This window comes from Streptomyces sp. NPDC007189 (genome assembly GCF_040703635.1).
Classification (GTDB): Bacteria; Actinomycetota; Actinomycetes; order Streptomycetales; family Streptomycetaceae; genus Streptomyces.
In genome coordinates this window covers 22,049-48,474 of sequence record NZ_JBEYEY010000020.1, presented here as the reverse complement: position 1 = coordinate 48,474, position 26,426 = coordinate 22,049, and the positions used below count along the sequence as shown (strand labels likewise).

General features: G+C 72.1%; 11 protein-coding genes. All 11 read right to left on the bottom strand.

All coding sequences use genetic code 11. The features are described 5' to 3' along the window. Positions 1 to 34: 34 nt before the first annotated feature. Positions 35 to 772: an alpha/beta fold hydrolase gene (locus tag AB0950_RS32760; protein ID WP_360160255.1), complete on the bottom strand. Its 738-nt coding sequence runs from the start codon at positions 770 to 772 to the stop codon at positions 35 to 37. Then, positions 769 to 2,019: a cytochrome P450 gene (locus AB0950_RS32755; protein WP_360160254.1), complete on the bottom strand. Its 1,251-nt coding sequence runs from the start codon at positions 2,017 to 2,019 to the stop codon at positions 769 to 771. The genes AB0950_RS32760 and AB0950_RS32755 overlap by 4 nt, the downstream gene beginning before the upstream one ends. Next, complete coding sequence (locus tag AB0950_RS32750; protein ID WP_360160253.1) at positions 2,016 to 2,330, bottom strand: phosphopantetheine-binding protein; 315 nt, start codon at positions 2,328 to 2,330, stop codon at positions 2,016 to 2,018. Before AB0950_RS32750 ends, AB0950_RS32755 begins: the two co-directional genes overlap by 4 nt. 466 nt (positions 2,331 to 2,796) lie before the next feature. Next, on the bottom strand, positions 2,797 to 3,558 hold the full coding sequence (locus AB0950_RS32745; RefSeq protein ID WP_360160252.1) for an ABC transporter permease: 762 nt from the start codon (positions 3,556 to 3,558) through the stop codon (positions 2,797 to 2,799). Beyond that, positions 3,555 to 4,511, bottom strand: a complete 957-nt coding sequence (locus AB0950_RS32740; protein ID WP_360160251.1) for an ATP-binding cassette domain-containing protein — start codon at positions 4,509 to 4,511, stop codon at positions 3,555 to 3,557. The genes AB0950_RS32745 and AB0950_RS32740 overlap by 4 nt, the downstream gene beginning before the upstream one ends. A gap of 110 nt (positions 4,512 to 4,621) precedes the next feature. Beyond that, positions 4,622 to 5,341 (bottom strand): alpha/beta fold hydrolase, encoded by a 720-nt coding sequence (locus AB0950_RS32735; protein ID WP_366780049.1) that lies wholly within the window; start codon positions 5,339 to 5,341, stop codon positions 4,622 to 4,624. 78 nt (positions 5,342 to 5,419) lie between these two features. Beyond that, on the bottom strand, positions 5,420 to 9,241 hold the full coding sequence (locus tag AB0950_RS32730) for an amino acid adenylation domain-containing protein (RefSeq protein ID WP_360575129.1): 3,822 nt from the start codon (positions 9,239 to 9,241) through the stop codon (positions 5,420 to 5,422). Between the two features lie 3 nt (positions 9,242 to 9,244). Next, positions 9,245 to 16,948 carry an amino acid adenylation domain-containing protein gene (locus tag AB0950_RS32725; RefSeq protein WP_366780048.1) on the bottom strand — a complete coding sequence of 2,568 codons (7,704 nt, stop codon included), beginning with the start codon at positions 16,946 to 16,948 and terminating at the stop codon, positions 9,245 to 9,247. Continuing rightward, positions 16,945 to 24,738 carry an amino acid adenylation domain-containing protein gene (locus AB0950_RS32720; protein WP_366780047.1) on the bottom strand — a complete coding sequence of 2,598 codons (7,794 nt, stop codon included), beginning with the start codon at positions 24,736 to 24,738 and terminating at the stop codon, positions 16,945 to 16,947. The genes AB0950_RS32725 and AB0950_RS32720 overlap by 4 nt, the downstream gene beginning before the upstream one ends. Before the next feature lie 42 nt (positions 24,739 to 24,780). After that, complete coding sequence (locus AB0950_RS32715; protein ID WP_360160246.1) at positions 24,781 to 25,968, bottom strand: NAD(P)/FAD-dependent oxidoreductase; 1,188 nt, start codon at positions 25,966 to 25,968, stop codon at positions 24,781 to 24,783. Positions 25,969 to 26,167: 199 nt separating this feature from the next. Continuing rightward, positions 26,168 to 26,398 (bottom strand): acyl carrier protein, encoded by a 231-nt coding sequence (locus AB0950_RS32710; protein WP_366780046.1) that lies wholly within the window; start codon positions 26,396 to 26,398, stop codon positions 26,168 to 26,170. Positions 26,399 to 26,426 lie beyond the last annotated feature (28 nt).

Sequence of the window (26,426 nt, the reverse complement as noted above, 5' to 3'; positions counted from 1 at the left end):
TCGGTGTACGGCTCTTCACTGGCGTGAGGTGCGCTCACAGCCAACGGGTCAGCAACTTCCGCAGCTCGTCCGGCGCGTCCATGAAGTCGTAGTGGCCGCCGTCCACCACCCGGAACTCGACGGAGTCCGCGTACCGGCGCCACCCCTGCAGGTCGGCGAGGCTCACGTCCGCGTCGTCCCGCCAGTGCAGTACGACGACGGGGCAGTCCACCGCGACCGGCTCGGCCCGCCGGTACGCGGCCGCGGCCGCGTGATCGCGCAGCAGCACCATGAGGCCGAGGTCGAGCATGTCCGGCCGCGGCTCGATCCCCCGGCTGCGGACGAACGACTCCACCTCCGCGCGCAGTTCGGACTCGGTCATGGTGAGCATCCGGTCACGCGAGGCGTCGTGCGGCGCCGGCTGGCCCGACACGAACAGGCAGTCCGGGGTGGGCAGGCCGCGTTCGGCGAGCCGGAGCACGGTCTCGTACGCGGGCAGCGCGCCAGCGCAGTGCGCGAAGAAGGCGTACGGCCGGTCGAGCAGCGGCGCCAGGGCCTCGGCCAGGTCGGCGGCGAGGTTCTCGTAGGTGCCGTAGTGGGGGTGGCCCAGCCGGTTCTCGCGGCCGGGGAACTGCACCGGGCAGACCTCGACGTCGTCGAGCGCGGCAGGCCAGCCGCTGAAGGCCGACGCCCCGGACCCGGAGAAGGGGAAGCAGAAGAGGCGGGCGGGGTGGTCGGTGGACGGCGGCCGGACGAACCACGGCGACGGGGCGGTGGTGGAGCCGGATGTCATGGCGTCTTTCGTTTCTGGGCGACGATGGGAAGGTGGGTCATCCCGGCGATGAAGTACGACCGCAGGTGCTGCGGTTCGCCGGCGAGTTCGATCGAGCCGAACCGCTGGAGCAGCTCCTCGAAGAAGACGCGCAGGGTCATGCGGGCCAGCGGCGCGCCGATGCAGAAGTGCGGCCCGAACCCGAAGGCGACGTGGCGCTTGGCGTTGCTTCGCGTGATGTCGAACGTGTGCGGGTCGGTGAACTGGGAGGCGTCCCGGTTGGCCGAACCGATCCACGCGACGACCGCCGCGCGGGCCGGGATCGTGCCCCCGGCGATGTGCACGTCGTCCACCGCGTACCGCATGAAGTTGCACGCGGCCGATGTCCAGCGCAGCCCCTCCTCGACCAGGTTCGGGATCAGGGTCGGGTCTGCTTGCGCCTTCTCGAACTGCTCGGGCCGCTCGATGAGGGCCTGCACCGTGCCGGAGACGGTGTGCGGTGTCGTCACGTTGGCGCCCAGGAGGATGCTGTAGCCGTCGAGGGCGATCTCCTCGTCGGTCAGCGGCACGCCGCCCGCGCGGACGCTCATGAGGTGGGCCAGCAGGGTGTCGTCCTCACCGCCGGCCGCCCGGCGCCGTGTGACCCACTCGGTGACGTAGTTGACCAGCTCGTGGTGGGAGATGGCCAGCGTCGCGGGCTCGTTGCCCACCATGAAGTGCGGGTCCGAGGGAGCCGTCACCATCGCGGTCAGCTGGACGAGCTCCGCCCAGTCCTTCTCCGGGATGCCGAGCAGGGGGCCCGTGACCATCGCCGGGAGGAGCAGCGCCCGCTCGGCCAGGTCGAAGGTCTCGCCGTCGAGCGCCGGCTCGAGGAAGCGCTGGATCGTCCCGCGGATCGAGTCCTCCCAGGACTTCACCGCCCGGGCCGTCAGCTTGGACCCGAGCGGCCTGCGCACCTCGGTGTGCCGCGGCGGGTCGGTGGACGTCATCAGCTTGCCCGCCGCGGGGTCGTCCACCCCGACGTGGGTGGGTGTCGTGCCGCGCTCGGAGGTGAACTCCCGGTGGTCGCCGAGCACGCGGCAGACGTCCTCGTGCCGGGTCACCGACCAGAACTCCCGTCCGTCCGGGAGGACTTGGTGGTGCAGGGGGGCCTTCGCCCGCATCACGTCCCAGATCGGGTGCGGATCGCCCGAGGTGTACAGGTCCAGGTCGAACAGGTCGACGCTGTCGAGGTCGACGTCGCGCCCGGGACCCGGCGTCAGCCTCACGCCGCTGCCCTCCCCTGCTCGATCAGCTCGGCGACCCGGGCCGGGGACTGCGCCAGGTAGAAGTCGCGCACGGACAACTGGACGCCGTATTCCTCCGCGATCCGCTCGATGATTTTGATTCCGGCCAGCGAATTGCCGCCGAGCGCGAAGAAGTCGTCGTCCACTCCGACCTCCTGAAGGCCGAAGTGTTCCGCCCACAGCTGAGCTATTTCCTGCGCCGGCGGCACGGGCGTGCGCAAAGGCGCGGCGTGCCGTTCCGACGTCTCGTCCTGTCCACCTCGCTGGGGGACGACCTGCGGCGACGAATCCATTGCCAGTCATTCCTTCCTCCGCCGACCGGGAGTGCCGCGGCGAGACACGTTCTCTGAATGGCCGAATCAAGTGTGGTGTGCATTCGAAGCCGCTCACACCGTGCCGGTGGTGTCCTGTGCGCGCCGGCCGATGGGGTTGAGACATCTCCTGCGGCGATTGTCGGAGACGTTTCCGCCCCGTGGGACCGTCCCGCCGGCGGGACAGGGCACGCCCGCAGCGGCTTGCCCCGCCCCCGCACCGTCGTGTGTCCGACCGGCTCGTCCACGTTCCGTGAACGCGGTGCAACGACGTTAGAGGCGCGGTGGAACGAGACATGAGAGGGGAGCGGCGGGCGGCTGCGGGGGTGGCACGCCGCGCGGGGTCCACGCAGGACGGCGGCCGTCACGACCGGTGCTGGTCGTGACGGCCGCCGTCGTCGTGCCGGGGTGGTTCAGCAGCGACCCCGGGCAGCCGAGTCGGTCGAGGTCAGGCTCGCTTCTTGAACGTGGACAGCGCCCACACGTACCCGAGGACGGCGAACCCGACGCACCAGGCGAGGGCCGCGATCGCGTGGCCGCTCGACACGTGGCCCTCCAGCAGCCCGCGCAGCGTCTCGATGATCGGGGTGAAGGGCTGGTACTCCGCGAACTGCCGCACGCCGGCCCCCATCGTCTTCGCGGGCACGAACGCGCTGCTCAGGAACGGCAGCATGATCAGCGGCACGGTGGCCAGGCCCGCCGACTCCGTGCTCTTCGCGGCCAGGCCCATGGCGACGGTGAGCCAGCTGGTCCCCACGGCGAGCAGCACGAACAGACCGAGCACGCCGAGCCAGTCGAGGGCGCTCGCGTGCGGGTGGAACCCGAGCGCGAAGGCCACCCCGACGATGGCCGCGGCGGCCACCAGGCAGCGCACCGTGGTGACGACGACATGTCCGGTCAGCATGGCTCCGCGGGAGACGTCCATGGTCTTGAACCGGTTGATGATGCCCTTCGTCATGTCGTCGTTCACGGCCGTCGCGGTGGCCCCGAGGCCGTAGCTGACGGCCATCACGAGCAGACCCGGCGTCGCGTAGTCGATGTAGTCCTCGCCGACGCTGAAGGCGCCACCGAACACCTTGACGAACATCAGCATGATGACGATCGGGAACAGGACCGCGTTGAACACCGTGGTCGGGTTCCGCAGGGTGTGCTTCACGTTGCGGCGCAACATGATTCCGGAGTCGGCAAACGCCGTCGAGACCGTGCTCATCGCGCGATCGCCTCCTTGTCCTTGCTCGGGTGCCCGCTCGTGCGCTCGGTCAGGGCGAGGAAGACGTCGTCGAGGTCCGGTGTGTGCACGGAGAATTCCTGGGCGTTGAGCATGTGTTCGTCGAGCCGGTCCAGCAGGGCCCGCAGCGACCTCGACTCGCCGTCGCTGGGCACCCGCAGGGCCAGCTCCTCGTCGTCACGCGTGGAGCCGGCGAAGACCCGGGCGGCCGCGTCGAGTTCGAAGGCGTCGGCGAACCGGAGCTTCACATGGGTGCCGGGGATCTGCCGCTTGAGCTCCTCGGGGGTGCCCTGGGCGACCAGGCGGCCCTGGTTGAGCACCGCGATCCGGTCGGCGAGCTGGTCGGCCTCCTCGAGGTACTGGGTGGTCAGGAAGATGGTGGCGCCGTCGGCCACCAGCTCGCGGACGATCCCCCACATCGTGCGCCTGCTGCGGGGGTCGAGACCCGTCGTCGGCTCGTCGAGGAAGATGACCTGCGGGTTGCCGACCAGCGTCATCGCGAGGTCCAGCTTGCGGCGCATACCGCCGGAGTAGGTCCCCGCCAGCTTGTCCGCCGCCTCCACCAGGTCGAACCGCTCGAGCAGCCGCGCCACCACCTGGTCACCGGAGCGCACGCGCTTCAGGTCCGCCATCAGCTGCAGGTTCTCCCGGCCGGAGAGGAGCTCGTCCACCGCGGCGAACTGGCCGGTCACGCCGATGGCCGCGCGCACCTGCTTCGTCGCGGTCGCCGCGTCGTGCCCGGCGATCCGCACCGTGCCGGCGTCGGCCTTCATCAGCGTCGTCAGGACGTTGACCGTCGTCGTCTTGCCCGCACCGTTCGGGCCGAGCAGGGAGAAGATCGATCCTGCGGCGACATCGAAGTCGATGCCGTCGAGCACGACCTTGTCGCCATATGCCTTGCGCAGCCCTGAAACTGCGATCGCTGAACTTCTCATGCCTCCACTTTCCTCTCCGGGCCTGTCACGCCCCTGTCAGACCCGTGCCGCGGCGCTCAAGCGCCTCCTTCCTTGACGGAAGGCGGCTGATCTGGCCGGATGCGGCCTGGCTAGCGGCCGCGGGCGTACTGCGCCTCGATCACGTCCAGCACCTCCCGGCCGAGATCGACCAGGTACATGTGATCGCCCGGGAATTCCGCATAGCTGAACTCGTCCGTGGTGGCGTCCCGCCACTGCCGGGCCTCTTCCGCGCTGACCAGGCCGTCGGAGTCGCCCCGCAGCGAGCAGATCGGCACCGTGACCAGGTCGTCGGTGCTCGGGACGTAGTTCTCGTGCATCTCGCAGTCGGCCTGCAGCGTGGGCAGGATCAGTTCCCGCATCTCCGGGTGGTCGAGGGCCTCGTGCCGGAACCCCGCGAACTCCTCGACCCGGGCGAGGAACTCCTCGTCCGGCAGGCCGGCCGCCCGCCGCTCGCGCTGGGTCCACGGCCCCGGCGAGCCGCTGACGATCAGCCGCTCGACGTGCACACCGCGCGCGCCGAGCAGATGCACCAGCTCGTAGGCGAGCACCGCACCCAGGCTGTGCCCGAACAGCACGGTCCGCGTGCCCGCACCGAGCTGCGCGACGATGCCGTCGACCTCGCTCTTGGCCGCCTCGACGACGTTGCGGTACGGCGTCTCCAGGATCCGCCGCTCCCTGCCGGGCAGTTCGACCGAGAGCACGCGCCAGCGGTCGCCGGCCAGCTTCTGCCACGGGTGGAAGAAGGACGGACCCGCTCCCGCGAACGGCACGCACAGCAGCGTGGTCCGCTCCCCGTGTACCTCCGACATGCCGGGTGCTGTCACCCCGGCCACCCCCAATCATCCATGAGTCGGTTCGTTGCGCCGGCGCCGCAAAGCGATGCCCGGTCAGACACGGTCCGCCAGCTTGTGGTTGATGACTTCGAAGGCCTCGGCCACGGGTCCGGGCAGGTTCATCTCGTGGTGCGTGGAGTGCACGTCGTGTTCCTCGATGGTGCCGAGGATGTACGGCCGCCACAGGTGGGCGTACAGCTCGTCCTTGTCCACCGCGTTGAAGAACAGCACATCGCCGCGGTACACCGGCGATTCGAACTCCATCATCAGGTTCGTGTTGTTGGCCAGGACCTTCGCCATGGCGTCGATGAAGTCCTGCTGGTTGTCGGTGCCGATGTACTTGCCGAAGTACTCCTCCAGCTCTTCGCGGTAGTCCTCCACGGTCTTGTTGGCGTGGATCTCCGTCCACCCGTGTCCGCCCGGCTGGGCGTCCAGGATGGCCACGAGGCCGATCTCCTTTCCGCGCCGGTCGAGCCCCGCCGCGACGGCCTGCACGACGGTGCCGCCGTAGGACCAGCCGATGAGGTAGTACGGCCCTTCCGGCTGGATCTTCAGGATCTCGTCGATGAAGTCGTCGACCATCTCCTCCACGGACCCCGCCAGCTCGTCCTTGCCGTCGGAGCCGCGGGACTGCAGGGCGTAGGCCTTCCGGTCGCGTACGTGGGTGACGAAGCTGAAGTACGCCCAGCCCAGCCCGCCGCCGCCGTGGAAGAACCACAGGGGCTTCTTCCCGGTGCCGGGATCGGTGTTCAGCGGCAGCACCACCGCGAGCGGGTCGACGACCTCGTCGGGGACGGCGCCGGCCAGCAGCAGCGCGGCCAGCTCGGCCACCGTGGGGAACTTGATGATCGTCCTGAGGGGCATGTCGACGCCGAACTGCTTGCGGATGCGCACGCTGAGCCGGGTGGCCAGCAGCGAGTGCCCGCCGAGCGCGAAGAAGTCCTCGTCGACCCCGACCTTCTCCAGACCGAGCAGCTCGGCGAAGAGGGCGCACAGCTTCTCCTCGTGGGCGTTGCGCGGCTCTCCGCCCGCCTCGGTGCTCGGCTTCTCCGACGGCAGCGCGGCCCGGTCGAGCTTCCCGTTCGGCGTCAGCGGCAGCTCCGCCAGCGGAATCACAGCGGCGGGCACCATGTAGTCCGGCAGCCGCCCCCGCAGGTGTTCGCTCAGCGCGGCGAGCAGCTCACCGCTCGCCGCGTCGTCGTGGGCCTGGCGCTCGACGGGCACCACGTAACTGACGATGCGCTTGTCGCCCTCCTTGTTCTCGTTCACCACGACCGCCGCCTGCGCCACCGCCGGGTGTCCGGCCAGCACATGCTCGATCTCGCCGAGTTCGATCCGGAAGCCGCGGACCTTCACCTGGAAGTCGGTGCGCGCGACGTACTCCAGGTGCCCGTCCTTGTTCCACCGCACCAGGTCTCCGGTGCGGTACATCCGCGCACCGGCAGGGCCGAACGGGCACGGCACGAACCGCTCGGAGGTGAGGTCCGGCCGGCCCTGGTAACCGCGGGCCAGCCCGTCGCCGGCGATGTACAGCTCGCCCTGCACCCCGCTGGGCACCGGGCACAGCCGCGAGTCGAGCACGTACACCTGGGTGTTCCCGACCGGCGTGCCGATCGCCACACCCGCCCCGGCCTTCAGGGGCGCCATGGTCGACCACGTCGTCGTCTCGGTCGGGCCGTACCAGTTGCCCACCTCGGCGGCCTGCTCCGCGAGTGTCTCGGCCAGCCGTACCGGCACGGCCTCCGCGCCGGTCATGATCCGCAGGTCCTTCGCGGCGTCCGGCTCCTGCGTCAGCAGCATCTGCCAGAAGCCGGGCGTGGCCTGCACGGCGGTGACCCCGTGGCGGCGTACCAGCGCCACCACGGCCGACGGGTCGGTGACGGTTTCCTTCCGCGCCATGACCATGGTCGCGCCGCAGACGAACGGCAGGTACAACTCGGTGTTCGCCATGTCGAAGGACACCGTCGTGCTGAACAGCATCCGCTCCGCCGGCGCCAGCGGGAACCGCCGCTGCACGGAGGCCAGGAAGTTCGCCACCGCCCCGCGCGGGATCGCCACACCCTTCGGGGTACCGGTGGAACCCGAGGTGTAGATCACGTACTGGGTGTTCTCCGGGCGGACGGCCACCTCGGGGGCCGTGTCCGGATACCCGGAGCAGTCCGCGCCCGCCAGCGTGTCGGCGTCGAGCACCAGCACCGGATCCGCCTGCTGGAGCACGTAGTCGATCCGGGAGCGCGGGTGGTCCGGGTCGATCGGGACGTAGGCTCCGCCGGCCTTCAGCACGGCCAGCAGCGCCACCATCAGGTTCACGGTCCGCGGCAGGCACACGGCGACCAGCGACTCGGCCCGCACTCCGCGGGCGGCCAGCCAGTGCGCCAGCCGGTTCGACCGCGCGTCCAGCTCCCGGTAGGTGAGCGACTCCTCCTCGCCGATGACGGCGAGCGCCTCCGGCGCCGCCTGCGCCTGCCTGCGCACCGCCTCCACGAGTCCCTGCTCCAGGGTCGGCTCGGCGGTGTCGTTCACCTCCACCAGCAGCCGCTGCCGCTCCGTGGCGAGCAGCACGTCGATGTCCCCGACGCACACCTCCGGATCGGCGGCCACCTGCTCGAGAACGAGCGCGAACCGGGCGGCCATGTCCTCGACCGTGTCCCGGTCGAACAGCTTGGTGCCGTACTGGATGTCGCCGTACAGCGACCCGGCCTCGTCCACGGTCATGCTGAAGAACAGGTCGACCATGGTCTTCTGGGTGAGCGCCTGCTGGAACTCCACGTCGAGGCCGGGGAAGTCGAGGACCGGCTTCTCGAAGTTCTGCCAGCCGCACATCACCTGGAACAGCGGCCGGTACGTCGCGGAGCGGTCGGGGTTGAGCTCCTCGACCAGCACGTCGAAGGGCACGTCCTGGTGCTCGTAGGACGCCAGTGCCTTGTTCCGCACCTGGGTGAGCAGGCCGGCGAACGAGGGGTCGCCGGAGAGGTCCACGCGCAGCACCAGGTTGTTGACGAAGCATCCGACCAGGTCGGCCAGCGCCTCGTCGGTCCGCCCGGCGATCGGGCTGCCGATCGGCACGTCCTCCCCGCCGCCGAGCTTGCACAGCAGGACGGCCAGCGCGGCCTGCACGACCATCGCCATGGACATGCCGCGCTCGCCCGCCAGCTTCTCCAGCCCGGCCGTCACCTCCGGCTTCACGGCGAATCCGACATTGTCGCCGTGCGTGGTCACTTCCGCGGTCCGCGGGCGGTCCAGCGGCAGGCTCAGCGGCTGCGGCACGCCGGCCAGTTCCTCGCGCCAGTACGCGAGCTGGGCCGCGGCGAGGCTGTCCGGGTCGGCCACGTCGCCGAGCACCTCGCGCTGCCACAGCGTGTAGTCCTTGTACTGCACGGGCAGCGGCTCCCACTGCGGCGCATCGCCGTCGCGGCGTGCGGCGTAGGCCGTGGCCAGGTCGCGGGCCAGCGGCGCGCTGGAACTTCCGTCCGTGGCGATGTGGTGAACGGCCAGGACGAGCACGTGGTCCTCGGGCGAGGAACGGATCAGCGTGGCCCGGAAGGGTATTTCGGCCGCGAGGTCGAACCCGTGCGCGACGGCCTCGTCGACCGCCCCGGTCACGTTCTCGGGCGCCACCTCGACCACCGGCAACCGCGCCTGCTCCGCCGCCCGAGCCATCGGCAGGATCCGCTGGTGGGGCTCACCGTCGTCGTTCGTCACGTATGTGGTGCGCAGGATCTCGTGCCGCTCGACCACATCGAGGATCGCCGCGGCGAGGGCGGCCTGGTCCAGTGGCCCGGCCAGCCGCAGCGCCGCCGACATGTTCCAGGTCTCGCCACCCTCCAGTTGGTGCAGATACCAGTAACGACGCTGGGCGAATGACAGCGGGATCATGCTTCACTCCTCTACGAACATCTTGCGCAAACGGGGGCGACGGGGAGCGGCCGGCTCCTGCGACCACGGAGCGAGCGCGGCGACCGTCGGCAGGTCGAAGATCTTGCGGATGGGAATCTCCACCCCGATCTCGGCACGGGCCCGGCTGATCAGCCGGGTGGCGAGCAGAGAGTGTCCGCCGAGCGCGAAGAAGTCGTCGTCGATACCGACCCGGTCCACGCCGAGCACCTCGGCGAACAGCTTGACCAGGGCCTCCTCACGGACGGTGCGGGGCGCGCGGTAGGGGGCGCCGGTGAACTCCGGCTCGGGCAGCGCCGCCCGGTCCAGCTTGCCGTTGGGCATCAGCGGCAGCCGGTCCAGGATCACGAGGGCGGACGGCACCATGAACTCGGGCAGCCGCCCGGCGACGAACCGGCGGATCTCGTCGGCGCCGGTCTCGCCCGACGGCACCACGTACCCGACGAGGTGGCTGCCGGTGCCCGCCGCCTGCCGGGCGATGACGACGGCCTGGGCGACCTCGGGGTGCGCGGTGAGCGCGGCCTCGACCTCGGCGGGCTCGATGCGGAAGCCGCGCACCTTGACCTGCGCGTCCCCGCGGCCGGCGTACTCCAGCTGTCCCTCGCCGTTCAGGCGGGCCAGGTCGCCGGTGCGGTACATGCGCGCGCCGGGCGGGCCGAACGGGTCGGCGACGAAGCGGTCGGCGGTCAGTTCGGCGCGGCCGTGGTAGCCGCGGCCCACGTTCCCGCCGACGTACAGCTCGCCGACCGCGCCCGGCGGCACCGGAGCGAGGTCGGGGCCGAGGACGTAGGCCCGCATGTTGCCGAGCGGGGTGCCGACGGGCGCGCTGCCCGCCCAGCCCCGCGTGCCGCCGCCGACGGTGTGGGCGGTGGCGTAGAACGACTCGCTCTGCCCGTAGGCGTTGACGACGCGTACGCCCGGGAAGGCGTCCCGCACCTTCTCGACGAGCGAGGCGGGCAGGGCCTCGCCGGCGAAGACGACCGTCTCCACGCTGGTGCGGCCGGAGATGTCGTCGACGAGTTCGGCGAAGGCCGACGGCACGGTGGAGACGACGCCGCCGCTCCAGCCCTTCCGCTCGCCCAGAACCAGGACGTCCCGGACCAGTTCCACGACGCCGCCGGCGGCGAGGGTCGTGAAGATCTCGAACACCGAGACGTCGAAGTTGACCGACGTGCCCGCGAGGAGCCGCTTGCCCGGTTCCATGCCCACCTGGGAGGCGAGCCGCAGCACGCCGTTGACCACGTTCGCGTGGGTGATGGCGACGCCCTTGGGCTTGCCGGTGGAGCCGGAGGTGTACATCACGTACGCCAACTGCCCGGGATCCAGCGTGACTTCGGGGCGGGTGTCGTCGCCGGACAGGTCGAGCGTGTCGAGGAGGACGTCCAAGGCGTCGTGCTCCGGCAGCGCCTCGACCGTCGCGGAGTCCGTCAGGACCAGGCGCGGCCGGGCCTCCTGGAAGATGGCGTCCAGGCGGTGGCTGGGGTACTTGGGGTCGACCGGCAGATACGCGCCGCCCGCCTTCAGGACCGCGAGCAGGGCGACCACCAGGTCCGCCGACCGCGGCAGCGACACCGCGACCACCGACTCCGGGCCCACGCCGCGGCCGGCCAGCTCGCGCGCCAGGCGATCGGCCCGGGTGTTCAGCTCCCGGTACGTGAGCGACTCGCCCTCGGCGACGACGGCGGTCGCGTTAGGCGTCCGTGCCGCCTGCGCCTCGACGAGCCCGGTGATCGTGACGTCCGGGGTCGGGACGGCCGTGTCGTTGAACTCGGCCAGCAGGCGGTGGCGTTCGGCCGGTTCCAGGATGTCGAGCTGGGCGACCTTCAGCCCGGGGCCGGCCGCCAGCTGCCGCAGGACGCGCACGAGGCGGGCCGCGAACGCCTCCACCTCCGCCCGGGCGAAGACACCCGGCGCGTACTGGAAGACGAGCTGCAGGTGCGGGTCGGCCGCCGCCATCAGGGCCAGCGGGTAGTTGGTGGCCGTGGACGGGCGCAGGCCGGTGAAGGCGATCCCGCCCGCGGCCTCGGTGGCGGCGCCGAGGGCCTCCCGGTCGACCGGGTACGACTCGAAGACGACCAGGGTGTCGAAGAGGGACTGCAGGCCGATGCACTGCTGGATCCGGGTGAGCCCGAAGTGGTGGTGCTCCAGGAGACCGGCCTGCCGGTTCTGGAGCCGGGTGAGGACCTCGGCGAGGGTGTCGCCGGGCGCGAACTCGACGCGCACGGGAAGGGTGTTGATGAAGATCCCGACCATCGAGTCGACATCCGTCACCGCGGGCGGCCGCCCGGAGACGGTGGCGCCGAACACCACGTCCTGGCGGCCGGTGAGCCGGCCGAGCAGCAGCGCCCAGGCACCCTGGACCAGGGTGTTGACGGTGACGCCCAGCTCGGCGGCCCGGCGGGCCAGTTCGCGCGCCTCGTCGGCCGGGAGCGGGACCTCGACCTCGCCGACGCCCTGCTCCCCCGGGTCCTCGGAGCCGGCGGCGAGCAGGGTCGGCTCCTCGACCCCGTCGAGTTCGGCCGCCCACACCCGGGCGGACTCCTCCTCGTCCTGCTGGGCGCGCCAGGACAGGAACTCGCCGTAGCTGCGCGTGGCGGGCAGGCCGGCCGGGTCGCCGTGGGACGCGTAGAGCAGCAGCAGGTCCCGCATCAGCAGGGGCATGGACCAGCCGTCGAGCAGCACGTGGTGGCAGGTCAGCACGAGTTCGGCGCGGCCGGGCTCGAGGAGGACGAGGGCGAGCCGCATCAGCGGTGGGGCGCCCGTGTCGAAGTGGGCGGCGCGGTCCGCGTCGAGGAACCGCTCGAACGTCTCCGTCCGCTCCGCCTCACCGGCCGCGGTCAGGTCCAGGTGCCGCCAGGGCAGGGTCGTCCCCGCCGCCGGCACCACCTGCGCGACGTCGCCGTCGGCCCGGTCGACGAACGCCGCGCGCAGGTTGGTGTGGCGCTCCAGCAGGGCCTGCCCGGCCCGGCGCATCCGTTCCGGGTCGACCTCGCCGGAGAGGTGGAACACCATCTGCATGTGGTACGGGTCGAACGACGTGTCGGCGAGCATCGTGTGGAACAACATCCCGGACTGCGCCGGGGTCGTCGGCCAGATCTCGGCCAGCCTGCCGAACCGGGCCTCCCAGGTGTCGATCTCCTCCTGGCTCACCCGGACCAGGGGCGCGTCGCTCGGGGTCAGCCCGCCGGCGCCGGGGGTCTCGGCGTGCCGGGCCAGGGCGGTCAGCGCCTGGACCCACAGCCCGGCCAGCTCGGTCACCTCCTCGCGGGAGAGCACACCGGTGGCGAAGCCGAAGGAGGCGGTCAGCTCCTCCCCGCCGGGGGTGGCCGCGGCGACCGCGTTGATCTCCAGCGCCGAGAGCACCGGCATGTCCGCGTCCGGCGCGGCGATCAGGTCCCGGTGCGTGGTGTCCGGGGTCCAGCCCAGGCCGCGCAGCTCCTCGGGGAGGTCCGCGCCAGAGGTCCGGCCGAGGTAGTTGAACCCGATCTGCGGTTCCCGCTCGGCGGCCAGCGCGGCGGCGGTGCCGGGGTTGAGGTGGCGGAGCAGGCCGTAGCCGATGCCGTGGTCCGGCACCGCCCGCAGCTGCTCCTTGACGGCCTTGACCGCCCGGCCGGCGGCCGGCCCGCCGGCGAACGCGTCCGCCACGTCGATGCCGGTCACGTCCAGGCGCACCGGGAACAGCGAGGTGAACCATCCGACCGTCCGCGACAGGTCGGCGCCGGGTATCAGCTGCTCCTCGCGGCCGTGGCCCTCCATCCGCACCAGCGTCGGGGCCCCCGCCTCGCCGCGCGTCTGGCGCCAGCGGGCCAGCGCCAGCGCGAGACCGGCCAGCAGCGCGTCGTCGGCGCCGCCGCGGAACACCGCGGGCACCCGGGTCAGCAGGGTCTCGGTGACATCCGCCGGCAGGGTGACCCGCACCGTGTCCACGGTGGACGAGACATCGCGCGCCGGGTCCAGCTCCCGTGCCCCCAGCACGGGTTCGTCCCCGCGCAGGATCTCCTGCCACAAGGGCAGTTCGCGCGCCACCCGCTCCGGGTCGGCCGCCGCGTCGACGAGGGCGTGCGCCCAGCGGCGGAACGACGTGCCCGCCGGGGCGGGTTCCGCGGTGCGGCCGCCGTGGACCTGCTGCCAGGCCGCGACCAGGTCCGGCAGCAGGATCCGCCACGACACCCCGTCGACGACCAGGTGGTGCAGCACGATCAGCAGCCGGTCGGCGTCCGTGTCCGTGTTCGTGTTCGTGTCGGAGGTGAACCACACGAACTGCGCCATGACGCCGGCGTCCGGGTCCAGCCGGCCGGCGGCCGCGTCCAGTTCGGCGTGCACGTCGGCGCCGGCGCCGGGCACCTCCCGCAGCAACGCGCCGGCGTCCACGCCGCCGGGCGGCGCGATCAGCAGGCCCGGCTTCGTCCGGTCGAGCCGGGAACGCAGCACGTCGTGCCGGTCCAGCACGGCCCGCACCGTGGCGAGCAGCCCCGCACGGTCGACACCCTCGGGCAGGGTCAGCATCCCGGACATGCAGAACCGGCCGACGCCGCCGCCGCGCGCGAGCACGTGCGCGGCCATCGGAGGCAGCGGCGCCCAGCCGGTGCCGCCGCCCGGCAGCTCGGCGAGGGCCGGGAGTTCCTCTTCGCGTCCCGCGACCAGCGCCGCGAGCCGCGCGACCGTGCGGTGCTCGAAGACCTCCCGGGTGCTGACCGCGATGCCGAGCGCCTTCGCCCGTACGACGACCTGGATCGAACGGATGCTGTCTCCGCCGATGGAGAAGAAGTCGTCGTCGATGCCGACCGTCTGCAGGCCGAGCACGTCGGCGAACAGCGCGCAGAGGGCCTCCTCGCGCTGGTCGCGCGGCGCCCGGCCGGCCGACACCTGCGCGTAGTCCGGTGCCGGCAGGGCCCGCCGGTTCACCTTCCCGGCCGGGGACAGCGGTATCTCCGCGAGCGGCACGAGCGCGGTGGGCACCATGTAGTCCGGCAGCCGTCCGCGCAGGTACTCGGGCAGCTCGGCGAGCAGCTCATCCGTCTCCGCGGCGGCGCCGGACTCGGGCACCACATAGCCCACGATGCGCTTGTCCTGCTGGTCCTCCCGGACGACGACCACCGCCTGGGCGACACCGGGATGCCCGGCCAGCACGTGCTCGATCTCGCCCAGCTCGATCCGGAAACCCCGGACCTTCACCTGGAAGTCGGTCCGCCCGACGTACTCCAGCCGGCCGTCCTTGCCCCACCGCACCAGGTCCCCGGTGCGGTACATCCGCGCACCGGCCGGACCGAAGGGGCAGGCGACGAACCGCTCCGAAGTCAGCCCGGGGCGGCCGAAATAGCCCCGGGCCAGCCCGTCGCCGGCGATGTACAGCTCGCCCTGCACCCCGCGCGGGACCGGCCGCAGCCCGGCGTCGAGCACGTACACCTGGGTGTTGCCGATCGGCGCGCCGATCGCCACGCCCTCCCCCGCCCGCACGGGCGCCATGGTCGACCAGATCGTGGTCTCGGTCGGGCCGTACACGTTGAGCACGTCGGCGGCCTGGCCGGCCAGGGTCTCGGCCAGCCGGGCCGGCAGCGCCTCACCGCCGACGAGGACCCGCAGGCCCTTCGCGGCGCTCGGCTCGTGCATCGCGAGGATCTGCCAGAACGCCGGGGTCGCCTGGACGACGGTGACGTCGTGGCGGCGCATCATCGCCACGACGGCCGGCGGATCGGTCACGGTGTCCTTCGTCGCGAGGACCACCGCCGCCCCGGAGATCAGGGGCAGGTACAGCTCGAGCGCGGCGATGTCGAACGAGACCGTCGTCACCGCGAGCCACCGGTCCGCGGGCGACAGCGGGACCCGCCGGCCCATCGTGGCCAGGAAGTTCGCCAGCGCGCCGCGCGGGATCGCGACTCCCTTCGGGTTTCCCGTCGAACCCGAGGTGTAGATGACGTACGCGGTGTTCTCCGGCCGGACGGCCACCTCGGGCGCCGCCTCCGGGTACGGCGAGCAGTCGGCACCGGCCAGGGTCCCGGCGTCCAGTACGACAGCGGGGCGGGCGTCCTGAAGGATGTAGTCGATCCGGGAACTCGGGTGCTCCGGGTCGATCGGGAGATAGGCGGCGCCCGCCTTCAGCACCGCCAGCAGCGCGACGACGAGGTCCGCGGACCGGGGCAGGCGGACGGCCACCAGCGACTCCGGCCGCACCCCCTGGTCGATCAGCCAGTGCGCCAGCCGGTTCGCCCGGGCCTCGAGCTCCCCGTAGGTGAGCGACGTCTCCTCGGCGATGACGGCGAGCGCCTCCGGTGCCGCCTCGGCCCGCCGGGTCACGGTCTCCACCAGGCCCGGCTCCAGCGTCGGCTCGACCGTGTCGTTCGCCGTCCGCAGCAGCCATGTCCGCTCGTCCGCGCCGAGCACGTCGACGTCCGCGACCCGCGCACCCGGATCGGCGGCCATCCGCTCCACGATGCGCACGAACCGGTCGACGACGGCGGCCGCCGTGTCGTGGTCGAACAGGTCCGCCGCGTACTCGAGCCGGCCGTGCGCACGGCCGGAGGCGTCCGGGACGATGTTGACGTACAGGTCGAACTTCGCGGTGTCGGTGCCCACGGCGACGGGGGTGACCCGCAGCCCCGGCATCTCGATCTCGGGCCACACGAACTGCCAGGCCAGCATCACCTGGAACAGCGGTGAGTACGAGGTGGAACGCTCCAGGTCGAGCAGCTCCACCAGCCGCTCGAACGGCACGTCCTGGTTGTCGTACGCGGCGAGGGCCTTGTCCCGCACCTGCTCGACCAGTTCGCCGAACGACGGGTTCCCCGACAGGTCGGCGCGCAGCACCCAGGTGTTGACGAAGAAGCCGATCAGATCGGCCAGGGCCTCGTCGGTGCGCCCCGCGATCGGGCTGCCGATCGTCACGTCCTGGCCGGCGCCCAGCTTGCTCAGCAGCACGGCCAGCGCGGCCTGGGCCACCATCGGCGGCGTGGCACCGTGCTCGGCGGCCAGCTTGCCGAGCCCGGCGACCAGGTCGGGCTCCAGCACGAACTCGACGTGGCCGCCGCGGTGGCTGATCACCTTCGGTCGCGGCCGGTCCAGCGGCAGCTCCACCGGCTGCGGCACCCCGTCCAGCTCCCGCTGCCAGTAGGCGAGCTGAGGCGCGGCGACACCGTCCTCGTCGCCGTCCTCGCCCAGCAGTTGCCGCTGCCACAGCGTGTAGTCCTTGTACTGGACCGGCAGCGGCTCCCACTGCGGCGCGCTCCCGCCCCGGCGGGCCGAGTACGCCGACACCAGGTCCCGCAGGAACGGCGCCATCGACGAACCGTCCGCGGCGATGTGGTGGAACACGAACGCAAGGACGTACTCCCGCGGGGAGAGGCGGAACAGGGTGGTCCGCAGGGGGAGTTCGGTCTCCAGGTCGAAGCCCTGGCCCACCGCCTCCTCCAGGGCGGCGTCCACCGCGCTTGCGGTCACGTCGACGACCCGGAACGGCAGGACCGCTTCCTCGGCGGACAGGATCCGCTGCTCCGGCGTGCCGTCCGCGTTCTCCGCGATCAGGGTGCGCAGGGTGTCGTGCCGGCCGGCGACGTCCGCCACCGCCGCGGCCAGGGCCGCCGTGTCCAGCTGCCCCTCAAGGCGCAGCACGAGCGGGATGTTGTAGGTGGAGGTCGGGCCTTCCAGATGGTGGAGGAACCACATCCGGCGCTGGGCGAAGGACAGCGGGATCATCGGCGCTTCTCCTCAACGGTCATCTGACCCAGCCGGGGGCGCAGCCGGGGGCGGCTCGACGTGGCCAGTTCCTCGATCTGGACGGCCAGCTGGGCGACGGTCGGGTTGCGGAAGACCGTCGTGACCTTCACGTCGACATCGAGTTCGTTGCGTATGCGGCCGGTCAGCCGGGTGGCCAGCAGCGAGTGCCCGCCGTGGTCGAAGAAGTCGACGTCGATGCCGACCTCCTCCACGCCGAGCAGGTCCGCGAAGAGCCGGCACAGGACTTCCTCGGTGGGGTTGCGCGGCCCTCGTCCGGTCGCGGCCTCGGTGTGGTCCGGTGCGGGCAGCGCCTTGCGGTCGAGCTTTCCGCTCGGTGTCGTGGGCAGCGCGGCGAGCGGCACGATCGCCGAGGGGACCATGTACTCCGGCAGGTGCGCGCGGACCTGGTCCGTCAGGGCCGTGAGGTCCAGCCCGGCCGGATCGGTGCCCTTGACCGGCACGACGTACGCGACCAGCCGCTGGTCGTCGGCGTTGTCCTCGCGTACCACGGCCACCGCGCCGTCGACGTCCGGGTGGGCGGTCAGCGCCTGCTCGATCTCGCCGAGTTCGATGCGGAAGCCGCGCACCTTGACCTGGAAGTCGGTCCGGCCGATGTACTCGACCTGGCCGTCGGTGTTCCACCGCACGAGGTCGCCGGTGCGGTACATCCGGGTGCCCGGCTCGCCGAAGGGGCAGGCCACGAACCGGCTCGCGGTCAGCCCGGTCTGTCCGAGGTAGCCCCTGGCGAGTCCGGTGCCGGCCAGGTACAGCTCGCCGGCGACGCCGGGCGCGACCGGGCGCAGCGCCGCGTCCAGCACGTACACCTGGGTGTTCCAGATCGGGGCGCCGATCGGCACCCGGTCCGCACCCGGCACGTGCTGCCACGCCGTGACCTCCACCGATGCCTCGGTGGGCCCGTAGAGGTTGTGCACCCCGCAGGCCGGCAGCACGTCGGCCGCCTTGTTGGCCAGGGCGGCCGGGAAGGCCTCGCCCGCGACCTCGATCCAGCGCAGGCTGGTGCACGCCTTGGCCGCCGGCTCGGCGAGGAACGCCTCCAGCAGGGAGGGTACGAAGTCGGCGCCGGTCACCCGCTCGCGCTGGATCAGGTCGGCGAGGTAGGCCGGGTCCCGGCGCCCGTCCGGACGAGCGATGACCACGGCGGCCCCCACCTGGAGCGGTGCGAACAGCTCCGGCACCGACACGTCGAAGCTCGCCGTCGTACTGAGCAGCACCCGGTCCTCGGCCGTGACGTCGAAGTGCGCCAGACCCCACTTGAGCCGGTTCATGATCGACCGGTGTGCCACCTGCACGCCCTTGGGGCCGCCGGTGGAGCCGGAGGTGAAGATGACGTAGGCGGCGTGGTCCGGGGACAGCGCGCGCTCGGGGTTCGTCTCCGGGTACGCGGAGACGTCCGGAAGCGTCCCGTCGAGGACCAGCAGGGGCTTGGCGCCGTCCAGCACGTGCCGCACCCGGTCCTCGGGCAGGTCCGGGTCCACCGGCACGTAGGCCGCGCCCGCCTTCACCACCGCGTAGAGCGCCACGAGCAGGTCGACGGAGCGCGGGATCCGCACGGCGACCAGCCGCTCGGGGCCCGCGCCCTGCTCCACCAGCCAGTGCGCCAGCCGGTTCGCGCGCCGGTTGAACTCGCCGTAGGTCAGCGTCTGGTGCTCGCCGATCAGCGCCACCCGGTCCGGGGTGCGCTCCGCCTGGGCCTCGAACGCGGCCGGCAGGGTGTCCGCGGCCACCGGGTGCGCCGTGTCGTTGACCCGGCGGACCAGCCAGTCCCGCTCGTCCTCGCCCAGCACCTCCACGGCGCCCACCGGCACCGACGGGTCCTGGAGCACCTGCTCCAGCACCCGGACGAGCCGGGCGGCGATCACCTCGGCCGAGGCGCGGTCGTAGAGGTTCCTCTGGTAGTCGAGGGAGAGCCGCAGGTAGGGGTCGGAGGAGTTGAGGGTGAGCGGGTAGTGCGAGCCCGCGAACGGCCGGATGGCGTCGATCGCGAACCCGGCCGAGGTGTTCGCCTCGACGATGCCCTCGCGGTCGATCGGGTAGTTCTCGAACACCACGATCGTGTCGAACAGGGAGGGCAGCCCGACGGCGCGCTGGATGTCGGCGAGGCCGTAGTAGTGGTGGTCGAGCAGCCTGATCTGCCGGTTCTGCAGGTCGGTGATGACCTCGGCCAGGCTCTGCTCCGACCGGCAGACCGCCCTGGTCGGCAGGGTGTTGATGAACAGGCCGACCATCTCGTCCGAGCCGGTCAGGTCCGCGGGGCGGCCGTTGACGGCGGCGCCGAACACCACGTCCTGCTGCCCGGTCAGCTTCGACAGCAGCACCGCCCACGCGCCCTGCAGGAGCGTGTTCAGGGTGACCCCGAGTTCGGCGGCGCGCCGGGCGAGTTCACGTCCCTTGTCGATCGACAGCGGTACCTCGACCCGCCCGAGGGCGGTCGCCTCCCCCTCGGCGGCAAGGCCCGCGGCGACGAGGGTGGGCTGGTCGAACCCTTCGAGCTCGGCCTGCCACCGGGCCGCCGACGCCTCCCGGTCCTGCCGGGACAGCCAGGCCAGGTAGTCGCCGTAGGAGCGGACCGGGGCCAGCTCGCGGTTCTCGGCGTACAGCCGGATCAGGTCCGTGATCACCAGCGGCGACGACCAGCCGTCGAACAGGGTGTGGTGCGCCGTGATGATGAGCTTCGCCTGCTCGGGGCCGCAGGTGAGCAGGGCCAGGCGGAGCAGCGGCGGCCGGGTGGGGTCGAGCTGGTCGGCCCGGTCGTCGGCGAGGGCCGCCTCGAGCGCCGCGTCCTGCTCGGCCTCGCCGCGCCCGGTCAGATCCAGGTGCCGCCAGGGCAGGGCGACGTGTTCCGCCACGACCTGCACCGGATCGCCGTCGGCCGCGGTGAGGAACGCGGAGCGCAGGTTCGGGTACCGCTCGAGCAGCGCCTGCCCGGCCGCCCGCATGCGTTCGGGGTCCACGTGCCCGGACAGGTGCAGCACGAACTGCATGTGGTAGACGTCGAAGGTGCCGTCGGCGAGCGCCGCCTGGAACTGGATGCCGGACTGCCCGGGGGCCTGCGGCCACACCTCGGTCAGCCGGCCGTAGCGCTCCTCCCAGGCCTCGATGTCGTCCTGCCGCACCGAGACCAGCGGGGCGTCGGAGGGGGTGAGCCCGCCGATGTGCGGGCGTGCGGCGTACGCGGCCATGCCGTGCAGCACCTCGACCCACAGCTCGGCCAGTTCAGCGGCCCGCTCGCGGGACAGCACGCCGGTGGGGAACATGAAGGCCGCCTGCAGCCGGGTGCCGTCGGGGGTGTCCGTGACGACCGAGTTGACCTCGAGCGCGGACAGCGCGGGCAGGTCCGGGTCGGGCGTCGCGATCAGCTCGGCGGACCAGGACGCCGGCCCCCACCCGTGTGCGCGCAGGTGCTCGGGCACGTCGGCGTCGGAGATCCGGCCGAGGTAGTTGAAGCCGATCTGCGGCGCGGGAAGGTCGGCGAGCTGCTCGGCGGTCTCCGGGTTCAGGTAGCGCAGCAGGCCGTAGCCGATGCCCTTGTCCGGGACGGCGCGCAGCTGCTCCTTGACCAGCTTGACGGCCTGTCCGGCCGCGGGGCCGCCCGCCAGTACGTCGGCCAGGTCCACCCCGCGCACATCGACCCGGGCCGGGTACATCGCGGTGAACCAGCCCACGGTCCGGGAGAGGTCGGCGCCGGGCACGACCTGCTCCTCGCGGCCGTGTCCCTCGAGGCGGACCAGGGTCGAGCGGTCCGCACCGCGCCACCGGTTCACCGCGAGGGCGAGGGCGGCGAGCAGCACGTCGGTCCCGGTGCCCCGGAACGCGGCGGGCAGCTTGGTCAGCACGGCCTCGGTGACCTCGGCGGGCAGCTGCACCCGCACGGTGTCGAGCGTCGACCACACGTCCACGGCCGGGTCGAAGGCGCGGGTGCCCAGCGGGGGGTCGGTCGCCTCCAGCAGGTCCCGCCAGTACGGCAGTTCGGCCTCCCGCTCGGGCGAGAGGGCCTCGTCCTGCAGCGCCGACGCCCAGCGGCGGGCGGAGGTGCCGACCGCGGGCAGCTCGGGCGTCTTGCCGGAGCCGACCTGCTGCCAGGCCTCGGCGAGGTCCGACATGAGGATCCGCCAGGAGACGCCGTCCACCGCCAGGTGGTGCAGCACCACCAGCAGCCGGCCGGCGCCCGAGGGTGCGGCGAACCAGACGAAGTCCGCCATGGTCCCGGCTTCCGGGTCGAGCCGGCCGACCGAGGCGTCCAGCTCGGCCCGGGCCGCCTCGAGCGTGGACGGCTCGTCCCACCGCCCGTCGCAGTCGACCCGGTGGATCAGGTCCGCGGCCCGCACCGTGCCGGCCGGGCGCACCAGGAGGGACGGCTCGTCGCCGCGCACGAGTTGGGCGCGCAGCAGGTCGTGCCGGTCGAGCACGGCGTCCAGCGTCGCGGCGAGGCCGGTGGCGTCGATGCCGGTGGGCAGGTCGAGGACGATCGACATGGCGAAACGGTTCGTCCCGCCGCCGTGCTCGAACACCTGCCGGGCCACCGGCTGCAGCGGCATCGGGCCGACGCCGCCGCCCTCCAGCTCGGCGAGCACGGGCACCAGGCCCTCGCGGGCGGCGGCCGCCTCGGCGAGGCGGGCCGCGGTGCGGCACTCGAAGATCTCGCGTGTGCTCAGCTCCAGGCCCCGGGTGCGGGCCCGCGCCACCACCTGGATGGAGCGCAGGCTGTCGCCGCCCACCGCGAAGAAGTCGTCGTCGACGCCGACCCGGTCCACGCCGAGCACGTCCGCGTACGCCGCGGTGATGATCTTCTCGGCCTCGGTGCGCGGCTCCCGGTAGGTCTCGCCGAGGAACTCCGGCTCGGGCAGCGCCTTGCGGTCCAGCTTGCCCGTCGGTCCGAGGGGGAGCCGGCCGAGGGCCACGAAGGCCGAGGGCACCATGTAGTCGGGCAGCCGTGCCGCGACGAACTTGCGCAGCTCGGCGGCCGAGGCGCCGGACTGCACGTCCACGTCGCCGATGCCGCCGGCGCCGTCGTCGCCGACGGCTCCCTCGCCGGTGTGCACCACGTACGCGACGAGCCGCTTGCCGCCCGAGGGCACCTCCCGGCTGATCACCACGGCCTCGCTGATGCCGGGGTGCGCGGTGATCGCGGCCTCGACCTCGGCCGTCTCGATGCGGAAGCCGCGCACCTTCACCTGGCCGTCGGCCCTGCCGACCACCTCCAGCTGCCCCTGCGCGTTCCAGCGGGCCAGGTCGCCCGTGCGGTACATCCGCTCGCCGGCGGGACCGAAGGGGCTGGCCACATAGCGCTCGGCGGTCAGGCCCGGGCGGCCGTGGTAGCCGCGGCCCAGGCAGGTCCCGGTCACGTACAGCTCACCGATCACGCCCTGCGGCACCAGGGCGAGGCCCGGGCCGAGGACGTAGGCGCGCATGGTGCCCAGCGGGGTGCCGATGGGCGCGACATCGCCGTCCGCCCACTCCTCGGACGGGGCGAGACAGAAGGTGGTGGCGTAGAAACTCTCGCTCTGGCCGTAGGAGTTCACGATCCGCGCGCCGGGCAGGGCCTCGCGCACCTGCCGCACCAGCCGGCCCGGGAGCACGTCGCCCGCGAACACGACCGCGCGCACGTCGGGCGCCCTGTGCAGCTGGCCCGCCAGTTCCCCGAGCACCGAGGGGACCCCGCTGATCACATGGCCGTCCCAGCGCTCCCGCTCGCCGAGCGCCAGCGCGTTCGCCACCAGCTCGGCCGTGCCGCCGGTGGTCAGGGTGGTCAGCAGCTCGAAGACCGAGACGTCGAAGTTGACCGAGGTGCCGGCCAGCATCCGCCAGCCGGGCGGCGCGTCGAGGACCCGCACCAGCTCCCGCACGCCGCCCACGACACCGCGGTGGGTGATCGTGGCGCCCTTCGGCTTGCCGGTGGAGCCGGAGGTGTACATCACGTACGCCAGGTTGTCCGGGCCGAGCGGCGCGGTCCGGCCCGCGTCGTCCGGTGCGCCGGCGGGCGTCTGCCACTGCGTGCGCAGATCGACGTTGACGCACGACATGTCGTTGGGGGGCAGGGCCTGCCACGTCCCGGTGTCGGTGACCGCGAACCGCGGCGCCGCTTCGGACAGCACGCTCTCCGCCCGCCCGCTGAGGTACTGCGGGTCCAGCGGCACGTATCCGGCACCGGACTTGAGGATGCCGAGCAGGCCGGCCACCAGGTCCTCGGTGCGCGGCAGCGCGAGGACCACCAGGTCCTCCGGCCCGGCGCCGCGCCGGATCAGCTCCCAGGCGACGGCGTTCGCCCGGTCGTCCAGCTCCCGGTAGGTCAGCGTGCGGTCGTCGCACACGAGCGCCGGGGCGTCGGGCGTCCTGGCCACCTGGCTCTCGAACAGCTCCGGGACCGTCAGCTCGGGCGCCGCCGCGGCGGTGTCGTCGAACCGGGTGAGCAGCCGCTCCCGTTCGGCGGCGTCGAGCACGTCGACGGTGCCGATCGCGCGCCCGGAGTCGGCCACGAGCAGGCCGAGGACGCGGACGAACCGCTGCGCGATGGTCTCGGCGGTGTCCCGGTCGAACAGGCTGGTGGCGTACTCCAGACGGCAGTTCGCGCCGCCGGAGCCGTTGGGGAGCAGATCGAAGAACAGGTCGAACTTGGCGGTCCGGGTCTCCAGCCGCTCGGCCCGGACGTCGAGGCCGGGCAGTTCCATGGGCGGCACGGGCGGCTGCCAGGAGAGCATGACCTGGAAGAACGGGTTGTAGGCGGTGGACCGGTCCGGGTTGAGCAGCTCCACCAGCCGCTCGAACGGCATGTCCTGGTTGTCGTACGCGGCCAGCGACCGGTCCCGCACCTGCTGCAGCAGCCGGCGGAAGGTCGGGTTCCCGGACAGGTCGACGCGCAGCACCCAGGTGTTGACGAAGAACCCGACGAGGTCCCGCAGTTCCTCGTCGGTGCGGTCCGTGATCGGCGCGCCGATGGACAGGTCGTCACCGCAGCCGAGGTGGTGCAGCAGCACCGCGAGCGCCGCGTGCATGACCATCGACACCGTGGTGTCCGCTTCGGCGGCCAGCTTCTCCACGGCCGCGAGCAGATCGGGGCCGATGGCGAACGGGACGCGGTCGCCGGCGGGGTTCATCACCCTCGGCCGGGGGCGGTCCGTCGGCAGGGCCAGCGGCTGCGGCAGATCGGCCAGGGCCTCGCGCCAGTACGCCAGTTGCCTGGCCGCCGTGCTCTCCGGGTCGGACTCGTCACCGAGCACGTCGCGTTGCCACAGCGTGTAGTCCGCGTACTGCACCGGAAGCGGCTCCCACGCCGGGGCGCCGCCCTCCCGGCGGGCCGCGTAGGCCGTGGTGAGATCCCGGAACAGCGGCCCGAAGGACTCCCCGTCCACGGCGATGTGGTGGGCGACGACGACGAGGGTGTGCTCGCTCGGCCCGGACCGCACCAGCCTGGCGCGGATCGGCGCGTCGGCGGCCAGGTCGAAGGTCGCGGTGGCCACCTCGTCGACCGCGGCGGCCCGCTCGTCCTCCCCCGCGACCTCGACGACCGGCAGCTCGAACGGGATGTCCCCCAAGGCCAGCACCTGCTGGTGCGGGACGCCGTCGTCGCCCTCGACGATCACCGTGCGGAGGACTTCGTGCCGGTCGATGACATCGCGGAGCGCCGCCTGAAGCGCGTCCGTGTCCAGCTCACCGGTCAGCCGCAGGGCGAACGCGCCGTTGTAGGTCGGCGACGGGCCTTCGAACCGGTCCACGAACCACAGCCGACGCTGCGCGAACGACAACGGGATCATTGTGTCTCCAAATCGGCAAACCAGGTGAGCAGGTGGTGTCGGTCAGCCCTGGTCGAGCAGGGTCAGGAGTTCGTCGTTGTAGAAGTCGTCGATGGAGCACGCGCCCGACAGCGTCGAGAAGTACCGGTCGATGTGGTCCTGGTGGCCGACCAGCTTGCGCAGCATGTCCGTACGGCCCTCGGGCTTGAGCTCGGCCACGTTGAGCGCGCCCTGGTAGTGGCTGAGGGCCTCGTTGCTCAGGTTGTTCTCGTAGCGCCGCAGCGCCCTCTTCAGCGCGGCGTCGTCGTGCAGCCGGTCCCCGATGTAGTCGGTGAGCGTCTGGGCCTGCACCCAGGCCTCGGTGATGCCGCGGGCGGTGATGGAGTCCTTGTGGTTCACCGCGTCACCGACCAGCACCCACCCGGGTCCGTAGGCCTTGCGGAAGAAGTTCTCCTGGTGCCCCGTGCCGTACATCTGCTCCACGCGCTCGCCGGCCGACATCCGCTCGTACAGGTCGGGGGCCGTCGTGCGGACGGCTTCGAGGTAGTGGGGCTCCACCGCCTTGCGGACCTCGTTGTAGTCGTCCTGCGGGAAGTAGGTCATGATCAGCTTGAGGTCGTCGTTGGTGGGGACGGCGGCGACCCAGCGGCCCGGCCGCTCGTACAGCTCGAAGCTGGACGGAACCCCGGCCCAGTAGCTGTAGTAGACGCAGGTCAGCCGCGCGTGCTCGATGACCTTCTCCGCACCGGCCTTGCGGGCCACCAGCGAGCGCATGCCGTCCGCGCCGACGACCAGCCGCGCCCGGTCCGTCGCCTCCGCGCCGCCGGGCGTGGTGTACCGCACCCCGACGACCCGGTCGTCCTCCCACAGCAGGTCGTTGACCGCGCAGCCCTGCCGGAACTCCACGCCGGCCGCCACGGCGCCCTCGGCGAGGATCGGGTCGAGCACGTACCGCCTGGGCGCGTACGTGGTCGTCAGACCGTCGATCGGCAGGGAGAAGCCGTCGATGCGGACGCCGGGTCCCTCGTAGCTCTCGTGGGTGATCGGCTGGCAGCCCGTGTCACGGACCTTGTCGAGCAGGCCCCACCGGTTGAGCAGCGCCACGCCCTGCATGTGGATGTAGTGGGAGGACAGCGTGTCCTGCGGGAATCGCGCTTTCTCCAGGAGCAGAACGCGATAACCCTGCTGCGCGAATAGCATGGCCGTCGGCGAACCCGCACAACGGGCACCTATGACAATCACGTCGTACATGGCACGCCTCTCTTACCAGGTAGTTTTTCGATCCAACGCGGCTGCAGCCGGAAAAGCCATGGGATGAGGTGATGCTAACCGCCCGGACTACCGCCAGAAATAGCACCGGAAAGAGCACCGGCGGGACGGAAAACAGGTCGGCGCGTGCCGTGCCGTGTCCCGCCGGCGAGACAGGACACGGCATCGACCTGGCCCGACGTTACGGGGTCACCGCCCCCAGGGATTCGATGTACGAGGCGATCGACGCCACCGTCGGATTGAGGAACATCTGGTCCATCGGGACCTCGACGCCCAGCTCCTCCATAAAAGCGCCCTGAATCCTGACCATGATGACGGACTGGCCGCCCAGGGCGAAGAAGTCGTCGTCGGCCGATATGTCATCGCGCTGGAGTTCCCGGCACCAGATGGCGCGCACGCTGTCGGCAATCATCGCTGTCCTTTCCCGTTTCTCAGCAAGG